Annotated in this window: 12 protein-coding genes; 5 read left to right on the top strand and 7 right to left on the bottom strand. The window is 66.4% G+C overall.

The features are described from left to right. Positions 1 to 51 precede the first annotated feature (51 nt). A complete protein-coding gene (locus ACVN9Z_RS11155; RefSeq protein ID WP_458213391.1) occupies positions 52 to 1656 on the top strand; it encodes a gamma-glutamyltransferase family protein in 1605 nt (534 codons plus the stop codon). Between the two features lie 52 nt (positions 1657 to 1708). Further along, complete coding sequence (locus tag ACVN9Z_RS11150) at positions 1709 to 2614, top strand: NAD(P)-dependent oxidoreductase (protein WP_006388752.1); 906 nt, start codon at positions 1709 to 1711, stop codon at positions 2612 to 2614. A gap of 52 nt (positions 2615 to 2666) precedes the next feature. Here ACVN9Z_RS11150 and ACVN9Z_RS11145 read toward each other — a convergent pair whose 3' ends face one another. Beyond that, positions 2667 to 3299 carry an FMN-dependent NADH-azoreductase gene (locus ACVN9Z_RS11145; RefSeq protein ID WP_006388751.1) on the bottom strand — a complete coding sequence of 211 codons (633 nt, stop codon included), beginning with the start codon at positions 3297 to 3299 and terminating at the stop codon, positions 2667 to 2669. A 124-nt stretch (positions 3300 to 3423) separates the two neighbouring features. Between ACVN9Z_RS11145 and ACVN9Z_RS11140 the strand changes: the two genes are divergently transcribed. Then, complete coding sequence (locus ACVN9Z_RS11140; protein WP_006388750.1) at positions 3424 to 4365, top strand: LysR family transcriptional regulator; 942 nt, start codon at positions 3424 to 3426, stop codon at positions 4363 to 4365. Here ACVN9Z_RS11140 and ACVN9Z_RS11135 read toward each other — a convergent pair. From ACVN9Z_RS11135 to ACVN9Z_RS11110, 6 genes are all read right to left on the bottom strand, one after another. Continuing rightward, positions 4359 to 5288 carry a 2-hydroxyacid dehydrogenase gene (locus tag ACVN9Z_RS11135; RefSeq protein WP_006388749.1) on the bottom strand — a complete coding sequence of 310 codons (930 nt, stop codon included), beginning with the start codon at positions 5286 to 5288 and terminating at the stop codon, positions 4359 to 4361. The genes ACVN9Z_RS11140 and ACVN9Z_RS11135 overlap by 7 nt on opposite strands. Positions 5289 to 5399: 111 nt before the next feature. Further along, positions 5400 to 6923, bottom strand: a complete 1524-nt coding sequence (locus tag ACVN9Z_RS11130; protein ID WP_024067742.1) for a tripartite tricarboxylate transporter permease — start codon at positions 6921 to 6923, stop codon at positions 5400 to 5402. 6 nt (positions 6924 to 6929) lie between these two features. Next, a complete protein-coding gene (locus tag ACVN9Z_RS11125; RefSeq protein WP_006388747.1) occupies positions 6930 to 7409 on the bottom strand; it encodes a tripartite tricarboxylate transporter TctB family protein in 480 nt (159 codons plus the stop codon). Between the two features lie 212 nt (positions 7410 to 7621). Next, positions 7622 to 9154 (bottom strand): sensor histidine kinase, encoded by a 1533-nt coding sequence (locus ACVN9Z_RS11120; protein ID WP_026382455.1) that lies wholly within the window; start codon positions 9152 to 9154, stop codon positions 7622 to 7624. Between the two features lie 7 nt (positions 9155 to 9161). Continuing rightward, positions 9162 to 9848: a response regulator gene (locus tag ACVN9Z_RS11115; RefSeq protein WP_020925157.1), complete on the bottom strand. Its 687-nt coding sequence runs from the start codon at positions 9846 to 9848 to the stop codon at positions 9162 to 9164. Next, positions 9829 to 10401: an RNA pyrophosphohydrolase gene (locus ACVN9Z_RS11110; protein WP_006217428.1), complete on the bottom strand. Its 573-nt coding sequence runs from the start codon at positions 10399 to 10401 to the stop codon at positions 9829 to 9831. Before ACVN9Z_RS11110 ends, ACVN9Z_RS11115 begins: the two co-directional genes overlap by 20 nt. Positions 10402 to 10466: 65 nt before the next feature. Here ACVN9Z_RS11110 and ACVN9Z_RS11105 point away from each other — a divergent pair, with 65 nt between their 5' ends. After that, positions 10467 to 12197, top strand: coding sequence for a proline--tRNA ligase (locus ACVN9Z_RS11105; protein ID WP_006388744.1), 1731 nt, complete (start codon positions 10467 to 10469; stop codon positions 12195 to 12197). A 57-nt stretch (positions 12198 to 12254) separates the two neighbouring features. Then, on the top strand, positions 12255 to 12677 hold the full coding sequence (ybgC, locus tag ACVN9Z_RS11100) for a tol-pal system-associated acyl-CoA thioesterase (RefSeq protein ID WP_006388743.1): 423 nt from the start codon (positions 12255 to 12257) through the stop codon (positions 12675 to 12677).

Raw genomic sequence — 12677 nt, 5'->3', positions numbered from 1 at the left:
AACACCGGCATCTACGTTAAGCTACGGGTTTACCCCACGCGACGATTCGACATGAATTTCGACTGGAACAACCCCTATCCCACGACGCGCACACCGGTCTTCGCCCGCAATATCGTCGCCACCTCGCAGCCATTGGCGGCGCAGGCGGGGCTATGCGTATTGGCCAACGGCGGCAACGCGGTGGATGCGGCCATCGCCGCGGCGGCGACGCTGACGCTGACCGAGCCGGTCAGCAACGGCCTGGGATCGGATTGCTTCGCCATCGTCTGGGACGGCTCGAAACTGCACGGCCTGAACGCATCGGGTCCCGCGCCCATGGCCTGGAACCCGGATTATTTCCGCCGCAGGCATCAGGGCGCGATACCGCCCCGCGGCTGGGACAGCGTCACGGTGCCGGGCTGCGTCGCGGGCTGGGCGGCGCTGCATGAAAAACTGGGCCGGCTGTCGTTCGCCGACGTCCTCGCGCCCGCCATCGATTACGCCGAGCGCGGCTTCGCCGTCAGTCCGATGGTGCATCGGAAATGGGCGGCGCAGGCCGACGTGCTGCAACCGCAGCCAGGCTTCTCGGAACACTTCCTGCCGCGTGGACGGGCTCCGCTGATCGGCGAGCACTTCATCCTGAAAGGCGCCGCCGCAACGCTCAAGCGCATCGCCGCAAGCGGCGGCCGTGATTTCTACGAGGGCGAAACCGCCCACAAGCTGGTGGCCCACGCACAGGCCCATGAGGCCGCCATGACGCTGGCCGACCTGCGCGATTTCGCGCCGGAATGGGTGACGCCGATCAGCCAGTCGTACCGCGGCCACACCCTGCACCAGATTCCGCCGAACGGCCAGGGCATCGCCGCCCTGATCGCGCTGGGCATCCTGCAGAACTTCGACCTGGCCGCACGGCCCATCGACCATCCCGACACGCAGCACCTGCTGCTCGAGGCCATGAAGCTGGCCTTTGCCGACGTCTATGCCCACGTCGCCGACGCCCGCCACATGCGCCTGGCGCCCGAGCAGATGCTGCGCGCCGACTACCTTGCCGAGCGCGCGCGGCTGATCGATCCCAACGTCGCCCAGGCGTTCGCCTGCGGCCACGCCCCGCAGGGCGGCACGGTCTACCTGACCGCGGCCGACCGAAGCGGCATGATGGTCAGCTTCATCCAGTCGAACTACATGGGCTTCGGTTCGGGCGTGGTGGTGCCGGGCACCGGCGTCAGCCTGCAGAACCGCGGCCACTGCTTCAGCACCCAGGCCGATCATCCCAATGCGGTGGCCGGCGGCAAGCGCCCATTCCACACCATCATTCCCGGTTTCCTGATGCGCGACGGCGCGCCGGTGATGAGCTTTGGCGTGATGGGCGGCAACATGCAACCGCAGGGCCAGGTGCAGACGCTGGTGCGCATGCTCGACTACGGCCAGCAGCCCCAGGCGGCCTGCGACGCCCCGCGCTGGAAGTGGAACCAGGGGCTGGCGGTCGACGTGGAGACCTCGATGCCCGCCGCCGTGACGCAGGGCCTGCGCGCGCGCGGCCACGTGCTTGAAGGCATCGACGACCCGTACATGGATTTCGGCTCCGGCCAGTTCATCTGGCGCCTGGGCGATCCCGCCGTCGACGGCTACGTCAGCGCCAGCGACAGCCGTCGCGATGGACTCGCCGCCGGCTATTGATTGCGTTAAGGTTACTGCCTCAGGTTTTCCTTTCCACAGCGGAGTCCCCTGCATGGCATCGATCGGTACCAAGAGCTACGACGCGGTCGTGGCCCAGAAAGTCGCATTCCTCGGCCTGGGCGTGATGGGCCTGCCCATGGCCGGCCACCTGGCCCGCGCCGGGCACGACGTCACCGTCTACAACCGCACGTCTTCCAAGGCCCAGGCCTGGGCCGCTGAATTCGGCGGCCGCAGCGCCATGACGCCGCGCGAGGCGGTCGCGGGCGCGCAGATCGTGTTCGCCTGCGTCGGCAACGACGATGACCTGCGCAGCGTCACCCTGGGACCCGACGGCGCCTTCGCCGGCATGGCCCCGGGCGCGGTGTTCGTCGACCACACCACCGCCTCGGCGGACGTGGCGCGCGAACTTTACGCGCAAGCCAAGGATCTTGGCCTGAACTTCATCGACGCCCCGGTGTCGGGCGGCCAGGCCGGCGCGGTCAACGGCGTTCTCACCATCATGTGCGGCGGAGAACAGGCCGTGTTCGACGCCATCAAGCCGGTGGCTCAGGCCTTTGGCCGCGCCGTGACGCGCGTGGGTCCGCCCGGAGCCGGCCAACTGGCCAAGATGGTCAACCAGATCTGTATCGCCGGCATCGTGCAGGGCCTGTCCGAGGCCGTGGCGTTCGGCCAGGCCGCCGACCTGGACATGAAGCTGGTGCTGGACGTGATCAGCAAAGGCGCGGCGCAGAGCTGGCAAATGGAAAACCGCGGCGGCACCATGGTCGACGACAAGTTCGACTTCGGCTTCGCGGTGGACTGGATGCGCAAGGATCTCGGCCTGGTGCTGGCCGAGGCCCGCCACAATGGCGCGCGCCTGCCGTTGACGGCGCTGGTGGACCAGTTCTACGGCGACGTGCAGAAAATGGGCGGCGGCCGCTGGGATACTTCCAGCCTGATCAAGCGCCTGCGGGATTGAACGCCCGCCGACATGAAAAAAGCGGACCTGCCGGGTCCGCTTTTTCGTGGCGTCAGGCGGCCTGCCGCGAGACTTGCGACGGCGCCAGGTCGAGCGCGTCGATGCGCTGGCGCGCCAGTGCCACGCCTTCGAGCGCCGCGACTTCGCCCATCGCCATGCCTTCGGCGGCGATGAACGTGACTTCATCCATGCCCAGGAAGCCCAGCATCTGCCGCAGGTACGGCGTCATGGTATCGGCGGGCGTGCCTTCCGCCTTGCCGCCGCGCGCGGTCAGCACGAACACCTGCTTACCCTTCACCAGGCCCTCGGCCACGCCTTCCGGCGTATAACGGAACGTGACGCCGGCACGGGCCACGTGGTCCAGGTAGCTCTTGAATTGGGCGGGCAGGTTGAAGTTGTAGACCGGCACCGCGAACACGATGCGATCGGCCTGCAGCAGTTCCGCAACCAGCGCGTCGCTGCGTTCGACGATGCGTTGCTGCTCCAGCGTACGCGCATCGGCGGGCGTGAACAGGGCGCCGGCGGTCGCGCCGTCGAAGTACGGCAAGGGCTCGGCGCCGATGTCGCGGGTGGTGATGACGGCAGCGGGATTGGCCTGCTTGATGCGGGCCACCATGTGATCGGCCAGTTCCTTGCTGTGCGAGCGGTTGCCGAGAATCGAGGAAAGGATGACGAGGGTCTTCATGACGTGATCTCCAGTGCGGACCGCGAAGGGCGCGGGTCCTGAATGCATGGCGTCACTGTAGACCGCTTAATTGATCACATAAACCCGGGTATGATGAACTATTCGTTCCAGGTATAGAACAATCATGCAAGATCTAAACGACCTCTACTATTTTTCCCAAGTCGTCGAACAAGGCGGTTTCAGCGCGGCGGCGCGAGCCCTGGACATTCCCAAATCACGCCTGTCGCGCCGCATCTCGCACCTGGAGGAAAGCCTGGGCGTGCGGCTCCTGCAACGCACCACCCGCCGCCTGCGCCTGACGGCCGCCGGCGAACGCTATCTGCATTACTGCCGTGAAATGGCCGCCTCGGCGCGCGCGGCCGACGACGCCATGCGCCAGTTGCAGTCAGAACCCACCGGCCCGGTGGTGGTCAGCTGCCCGGTCTCTATCGCGCAGGACGTGCTGGCGCCGCTATTGCCGGAATTCCTGGACGCCTGGCCGGCCATTTCGGTGCAGTTGCTGGTGACCAATCGCCGCGTGGACCTGATCCGCGAAGGGGTGGACCTGGCGCTGCGGGTGCGCACCAAGCTCGATACCGACGCGGAACTGGTGGTGCGGCACCTGGGCACGGCGCGCGGCACGCTGGTGGCCAGCCCGGGCTACCTGCAGCGCCACGGCGCGCCCGACACGCCCCAGGACCTGGCCTCGCACACCACCCTGAGCTTCAGCGATCCGCAGAACGAGGTGCGCTGGCCGCTGCGCAACGACAAGGGCGAAGAGGTGCACATCGAACTCAAGCCGCAGCTCTCGTGCAACGACTTCATCGTGCTGGTGGAAGCCGCCGTGCGCGGCCGCGGCATCGCGTTGCTGCCCTCGATCGCGACCCAGGAAGAACTGCGCCGCGGCCAACTGGTGCCGGTGCTGCCGCAGTGGCAATCGCCGGAAGGCATCGTCCACTGCATCTATCCGTCGCGGCGCGGCATGATGCCGGCGGTGCGCACGCTGCTGGATTTCCTGTCGCAGCGCCTGCCCCCCACCTATCAGCGGCTGGAGAAGCAAGGCGCCACGGCGCCCGCCGCTCAGTAGCCGCGCTCGCGCTCGACCACGCCGGTGATGGGTTCGCCGCGCATCAGCCGGGCGACCTTGCCGGCGATCTGCTCGATGCTTTCGTCGCGCAGCGTGCGGGCGGCGATGTGCGGCGTGACATGCACGCGCGGATCGCGCCAGAACGGATGATCCTTGGGCAACGGTTCGGTGTGGAACACGTCGAGCGTGGCGCCGGCGATTTCGCCCTCTTCCAGCATCTGCACCAGGTCTTCCTCGACCAGGTGTTCACCACGGCCGACGTTGACCAGGTGCGCCTCGGGCAGCAGTTGGCCGAGCGTGTCGCGGTTGAGGATGCCACGGGTGTCGGGCGTGAGCGGCAGCACGTTCACCAGGAAGCGGGTGCGCGCCAGGAAGGCCGGCAAGGCGTCCTGCCCGGAGAAGGACTCCACGCCGGGAATCTCGCGCGGCGTGCGCGACCAGCCCGCCACCGGATAACCGAACTCGGCCAGCGTCTGCGCCACGCGCGCGCCGACCTGGCCCAGGCCCAGAACGCCCACCGGCCAATCGGCCTGGCGCGTGCCTTCGCGGGTATCCCAGTGCTGGCGCGCCTGCGATTCGTCGAAGGCCTGGAAATCGCGCGACACGCGCAGCAGCGCGTAAAGCGCGTACTCGGCCATCTGCACCGACATGCCGGCGTCCTCCAGCCGCACGATGCGCACGTGCGGCGGAATCTCCTTCATCTTGAGCAAGGCGTCCACGCCCGCTCCCAGGTTGAACAGCGTCTCGATGCCGGTCTCGTGCTGGAACAGCTCGACCGGCGGCTTCCATACCAGGGCGACCTCGGCGCCGGATGGCGGGCCGTCGGGATTCCAGACGGAAATGCGACAGCCGGGCATGGCGGCTTGCAGGCGCGGGACCCAGACGTCGGGGTCGTGCAGGGGGCAGGCGAAGAGGATATGCATGGCGTAGATCCGGACGGGCTCGGGAAATCGCAAGCATGGGGGAAGACGGCGCACAAATCAAACGGCCCGGCGTGAAGGCCGGGCCGTTTGCGCTGCGGACAATGCCGGGTGTCAGGCCGCTTGCGGCACCTGCGGCTTGTTCTTGCCGCGGCTGCGGCGCGCGAAGGCCCACAACTGCAGCAGGATCAGCAAGGCGCTGGCGGCAATGAACCAGGCGCTGATCGGGCGCTGCACGAACACCGCCAGGTCACCGCGCGACAACAGCAAGGCGCGGCGGAAGTTCTCTTCGACCATGGGGCCCAGCACAAAGCCGAGCAGGATGGGCGCGACCGAGAATTCCAGCGTCATGAGGATGGCGCCGATCACACCGAAGGCCAGCACTTCCCAGATCTGGAAGAGGCTGTTCTGGGTACTGAACACGCCCACCGCGATGAAGAACAGCGCCGACGGGAACAGGTAGCGGTACGGCACCTGCAGCAGCTTGACCCAGACGCCGATCAGCGGCACGTTGAGCACCATCAGCAGCACGTTGCCGACCCAGAAGCTGGCGATCAGACCCCAGAAGATGTCCGGATGCTCGGTGATCAGCTGCGGGCCGGGCTGGATGCCCTGGATCAGCAGCGCGCCCAGGATCAGCGCCATCACCGCGTCGCCGGGGATGCCCAGGCTCATCGTGGGGATGAAGTCGACCTGCGTCTTGGAGTGCGACGAGGCTTCGGGCGAGGCCACGCCCGCGATCATGCCGGTGCCGAACTGCTCGGGCGTCTTGGAGATCTTGCGTTCCAGCGCGTAGGCCACGAAGGTGGTGATGGTGGGACCGGTGCCGGGCATGGCGCCAAACAGCGTGCCCACCGCGGTGCCGCGCACCATCGGCCAGAAGGCCGTCTTCATTTCCTGCTTGCTGGGGCGCATGTCGCGCAGGCGCAGCTTGGCGCCGCTGCCGATGATGGTCATGCGGTTGACGCTCATCAGGAAGTCGGCAACGCCGAACAGGCCCATCGAGATCGCCACCAGTTCCAGGCCATCGGACAGGTCCAGCAGGCCGAACGAGAAGCGGATGGTGCCGGTGTTCACGTCGGTGCCGACCACGCCGCACATCAGGCCGAACAGCGTCATGGCCACGCCCTTGAGCGGCGAGCCGCGCGACATCGTGGCGCCGGCCAGCAGGCCCAGCAGCATGATCGAGAAGATCTCGGTCGGGCCGAACTTGAAGGCCACCTCGACCAGCAGCGGCGAGGCGAAGATCATGACGATGATGCCGACCGATGCCGCGAAGAACGAGCAGATCATCGTGATGCCGAGCGCCGTCCCTCCCTTGCCCTGTTTGGTCAGTGGATACCCGTCAAGACACGTCACCGCGTGCGGCGGATGCGAAGGCAGGTTGAGCAGGATCGCGCCGATGGCGCCGCCGTACTGCGAGCCGTAGAAGATGCCGGCCAGCATCAGGATGGCGGGCACCGGCTGCATCACGTAGGTCAGCGGCAGCAGGATCGAGATGGCCGACAGCGCGCCCATGCCGGGCAGCACGCCGATGAGGTTGCCCACCAGCACGCCGAAGAACGACCACATCAGGTTATGGAGCTGGAACGCGACGCCGAAGCCGTACCAGAGATCGGTCAAAGCTTGAGAAATCATGGCGTATCAACCCCAGCGAAACAGCGGCAGCTGCAGTTGCAGCGCCCACCAGAAAACCACCACCGCGATCACGGACATGCCGATCGACAGCACGAATGCCTGCTTGACCGTGTTCTTGCGGTCGCCCAGGGCGGAGATGAACACGATGGCGAACGTGGCGGGCAGCAGGCCGCCGTAGTGGCCCAACAGCAGGAACGCCAGCGTCCCGAGCAGGATGCAGACGCTGCCGCGCAGGTCCGGCAGGCCGTGCGCGTGGCCATCGCCCGGCGCGGGCGGCGTGGATTCGCCGGAGCGCGCCGAGATCGCGATCAGGATCCCCGTCAGCGCCAGCAGGCCGCCCAGTGCCGCGGGGAAGAACCCCGGCCCCATATGACTGAGCGTTCCGATGTGATAGTCCGTACCACCGTAGATCGCCCCCAACCCGACAAGGACCATCAGCGCGCCGCCGTAGTAGTCCTTTCTATTAATTGTTTTTTGCACTTCCATCCTCCTGGAGCAGGGCCGTGCGGGCCCTCGGGATGGCGCCAAGAGCGTGCGCCATCCGGCTCTTTACAACAAGCCGGCTGGCAGATTACGGAAGGAAGCTGCTAATTCGCTTTCTATGCGCTGTCGCGATCCTGAATCCGGGGGTTATCCCTGATGGAGAAAGATGCGTCGCGCCACGCGGCTCGGGGCGATGGAATGAAAGCTTGGCGGAATTATTGTTCGCCGGTGAACTCGACGTCGGCGGGACGCGGATACTGCGAGACGGTCGTCGCCAACGGCAGCCACAGCACGGAGGCCAGGCCGACCCCGCCCTGCGCGTTGGGCTCGCCGTCGCGCAATTCGATGTCGCCATCGTTGCGGCGGGCATAGGCCCGGGCGATGGCCAGTCCCAGGCCCGAGCCGGAGGATGCCACCGGTTTGTCGGTCCCGACACGCTCGAAGCGGGCGAAGGCGCGGGCCCGCAGGAGCGGCTGCAGGCCGGGGCCGTTATCGGACACGGCCACCTCGGCGCGGTTTTCGACCCGGCTGACCGATACCGTGATGCGCGCCCCGACGGGCGCGTAATGGATGGCGTTGTGGACCAGGTTGGACAAGGCCTCATGCAATTCGGCTTCGCTGCCGGACACGGGCGCGCCGATTTCCTGGCCCTGCGCGTTGACAGCCTGCACCCAGCCCAGATCCTGTTGCTTTTCGTGCGCCAGCGGCAGGTACTGCAACACCACCTCGCGCGAGACGGCGTTCATGTCGAGCAGTTGGCGCGGCAACTGGTCCGCCTGGTTGGCGTGCGCCAGCGACAGCAATTGCTCGGTCAGGCGGCGGGTGCGGCCCAGTTGGTCGACGATGGCGCGCAAGCCTTCCTGGGCCCGCGCCGGATCGCGTTCGCGCAAGGCGTATTGCGCCTGCGTCAGCATGATGGCCAACGGCGTGCGCAACTGGTGCGAGGCGTCGGCCAGGAAATGCGACTGCTCTTCCAGCACGCGGCGGTAACGGGCGATGTGGTGATTGACGGCGTCGACCAGCGGCGCAACTTCGCTGGGCACGCGAGAGGCATCGAGCGGGGTCAGGTCGTCGGGCCTGCGGTTGCGGATGTCGGCGCGCAGGCGGCGCAGCGGTTTCAAGGCCCAGGACACCCCCCACCAGACCAGCAGCACCACGAGCGCCAGCATGCGCGCGTCGCGCAGGATTTCCTGGCGCCGGGCGCTGTTCTCGGCCTCGATGCGCTTGCCCGTGCTTTCGGCCACCAGCACCAACACCTGGCGATGCACGCCCTGGTAATACAGGTCGCGCACCAGCGATACCACCCGCACCGGGTCGTTGCGGTAGACCCCGTCGTAGAACACCGGCGGCCCGTTGGAGCGCGGCCAGCTTGGCGGGCGCGGCAGTTCGGGCATGCCCAGCAGCGTCTTGCCCTGTTCCAGGGGCACCGGCGCGCCGTCCGGCAAGGGCGGATCGATCTGTTCGATGCGGAAATACTTGCGCAGCCCGGCGCGCGATTCCAGCATGACCTGGGCGTACAGTGGCGTCGCCACCTGGAGCGAGCCGTCGGGCGTGAATTCCAGGCTGCTTTCGAGGACCCGGGCAGGCTCGACCAGCGCGCTGTCGTAGGCCTCGTTGGTGATCTCGGACAGGGTGCGGTAGTCGTTCAGGCTGTCGATGACCAGCAGCGCCACCACGCCGGGCAGCAACAGGATGATCAGCAGCGCGCGGATGCCGACCCGCGGCAACCCAGGGATCCGGAGGCTCACGAGGGCGTCAGGAGTCGGCGGCTTCGCTGGCGACGCTTTCCAGCATGTAGCCGAGCCCGCGCACCGTGACGATGCGCACGTCGCTGCCGGCCAGCTTCTTGCGCAGGCGGTGCAGCACCACCTCGATGGCGTCCGGATTGGCCTCGCTGTCGTGGGTGAAGACCTTGCCGAACAGTTGCGACTTGTCCACCGGGTAGCCGCTGCGCGTCAGCAGCGCCGCCAGGGCGGCATGCTCGCGCGGGGTCAGGAACAGCAGGGAGCCGTCGAGCGTGAAGGCGCGGCTTTCACTGTCGTACGACAGCGATCCGCACTGCAGGCGCGGATGCTGGCGGCCGCGGCTGCGGCGCACCAGTGCGGTCAGGCGGGCTTCCAGTTCTTCCAGGGCGAACGGCTTGGTCAGGAAATCGTCAGCGCCCAGGTTCAGGCCGCGGACCCGGTCCTGCAGGGCGCCCTGGGCGGTCAGCAGCAGCACCGGGGTGCGGTCATCGCGGTTGCGCATCTCACGCAGCACCACCAGGCCGTGCTTGTCGGGCAGGCGCAGGTCCATGACGATGGCGTCGTACTCGGTGCCCGCCATGAAGGCCTCGGCCGTGCGGGCGTCGGCCGCGTGGTCCGGCACGAAGCCGCTTTGCGCGAGCGCGCGCATCAGCCAGGACGCCATGTCCCGTTCATCTTCAACCAACAATATGCGCATGACCGTCCGTTCCTTCGGGCAAGTTCTCCGCCGCCCGCTGCCCATGCACGCGCTGACGCAGGTAGCGGGTTTCGTGATGACGCCGAAAGAGGATTGCCGACAACTCGTTCAACGCCTGGGTATAGACGTCCCGCTTGAACTCGATCACGGCATCCAGCGGCACCCAGTACTGGCTCCAGCGCCAGGCGTCGAATTCCGGATGCTGCGTCGCGCGCAGGCATACGTCGCTGTCACGTCCCACCAGGCGCAACAAGAACCAAATCTGCTTTTGTCCTTTATAGTGGCCACGCCACTCACGCCGGACGAAGTGATCGGGCACGTTATAACGTAACCAATCGCGTGTACGCCCCAAAATACGGACATGCTCGGGCTTCAGGCCCACCTCTTCATGGAGCTCGCGATACATGGCCTGCACCGGGCTTTCGCCGTACTTGATGCCGCCCTGCGGGAACTGCCAGGCATGTTCCCTGATACGCTTGCCCCAAAAGACCTCGTTTCTGCTATTGACGAGAATGATGCCGACATTGGGGCGGTAGCCTTCGCGGTCAAGCATGGGCCACCCCCACCGAATTCAATACAATTACAGTCGATTATACGTATCTGCTGCCACCTTTAAACATGCGCGCATCCAACTACCATATCAACACCCTGAAAGAAGCCCCTTCCGAAGCCGAAGTCGCCAGCCACCAGCTGATGACCCGGGCCGGCATGATCCGCAAGCTCGCGGGCGGGATCTACACCTACATGCCGCTGGGCCTGAAGATCATCCGCAAGGTCGAGGCCATCGTCCGCGAGGAAATGAACGCCTCGGGCGCGATCGAACTGCTGATGCCGGTAGTCCAGCCGGCCGAACTCTGGATGGAATCGGGCCGCTGGGAGCAGTACGGCGCCGAGCTGCTGCGCATCAAGGACCGGCACCAGCGCGATTTCGTGCTGCAGCCGACCTCGGAAGAGGTGATCACCGACATCGCCCGCAACGAGATCCACAGCTATCGCCAGCTGCCGCTGAATTTCTATCACATCCAGACCAAGTTCCGGGACGAGCGCCGCCCCCGCTTCGGCCTGATGCGCGGCCGTGAATTCACCATGAAGGACGCCTACTCCTTCGACCGCGACGAAGCCGGCGCCCAGAAGAGCTACGACAACATGTACGCCGCGTACATGCGCATCTTTGGCCGCCTGGGCCTGGAGTTCCGCGCCGTCGCGGCCGACACCGGCTCCATCGGCGGCACCCGCAGCCATGAATTCCAGGTGATCGCCGACACCGGCGAAGACCTGCTGGTCTACAACGCCGATTCCGACTACGCCGCCAACATCGAGCTGGCCGAGGCGCCCGGCCTGTACGCCGAGCGCGGCGCGCCCACCCAGCCCATGGCCGACGTGGCCACCCCGGGCGCCGCCAAGTGCGAAGACGTGGCCCGCCTGCTGGACCTGCCGCTGGAGCGCACGGTGAAGTCCATCGTCCTGGCCACCGATGGCGACAAGGGCAAGGTCGAGATCTGGCTGCTGCTGCTGCGCGGCGACCACGAACTGAACGAGATCAAGGCCAGCAAGCTGCCCGGCCTGGCCGGCTTCCGTTTCGCCACCGAAAGCGAAATCGTCGAGCATTTCGGCTGCAAGCCCGGCTACCTGGGCCCGGTGCGCACCGCGCGCCCGGTGCACGTCATCGCCGACCGCACCGTGGCCAACATGGCCGATTTCGTCTGCGGCGCCAACCGCGAAGACTTCCACATCCAGGGAGTGAACTGGGGCCGTGACCTGCCCGAACCCGAACAGGTGGCCGACTTGCGCAACGTGGTCGCCGGCGACCCCTCGCCGGACGGCAAGGGCACGCTGTCGATCCAGCGCGGCATCGAGGTCGGACACGTTTTCTACCTGGGTAAAAAGTACTCCGAAGCCCTCAAGGCCACCTTCCTGGACGAAACCGGCAAGCCGGCCGTGCTGGAAATGGGCTGCTACGGCATCGGCATCACCCGCATCGTCGGCGCCGCCATCGAGCAGAACCACGACGACCGCGGCATCATCTGGCCGCGCGCCATCGCGCCGTTCGAAGTCGTCATCTGCCCGGTGGGCTGGGGCAAAAGCGAAACCGTGCGTAACACCTCCCTGAAGCTGTACGAATCGCTGCTGGCGCGCGGCGTGGACGTCATCCTGGACGACCGCGACGCCCGCCCCGGCGTCATGTTTGCCGAATGGGAATTGATCGGCGCGCCGCTCCGTGTAACAGTTGGAGAACGCGGATTGAACGACGGTGTGGTGGAATTGCAGGCCCGTCGGGAAACCGAAGCGGCCAAGATTCCGGTAGAGTCCGCGCTTGAAACCGTGCTGACGAAACTCGACACGCTTTAAACCTTAAAGTAACTACGGACTTTTCGCGTCCCGACCCGCATCATCGAATCTCCCATCGTGACCGATCCGAAGTCCACCGAATCCCTCCTGCAGGTCCGTGTCTACTACGAAGACACGGACGCGGGCGGGGTGGTTTTCTACGCCAACTATTTGAAATTCCTGGAGCGCGCCCGCACCGAATGGCTGCGCGACCTGGGAGTCAATCAATCCGACCTGGCCGTCGGCGAGCAGCGCCTGTTCGTTGTCCGCGCCCTGGACATGTCTTATCGCAAACCGGCCAAGCTGGACGATTTGCTTACGATACGCAGCCGGGTCACACGACTGGGCCGCGCTTCGATACACTTCGCGCAGCGCGCAGAACGGGACGGGGAACTGCTTGCCGAAGGCAATATCCAAGTCTGCTGCGTCGATGCCGTCAACATGCGGCCGGTGGAACTACCGGCCGACGTCCGCGCCAAACTGGAATCAATTCAGGAATAA

The sequence above is a fragment of the Achromobacter sp. KK8 genome, assembly GCF_054188005.1.
Note: the sequence above shows the minus strand (reverse complement) of the source record. Positions and strands in the feature narration are given on the sequence as shown.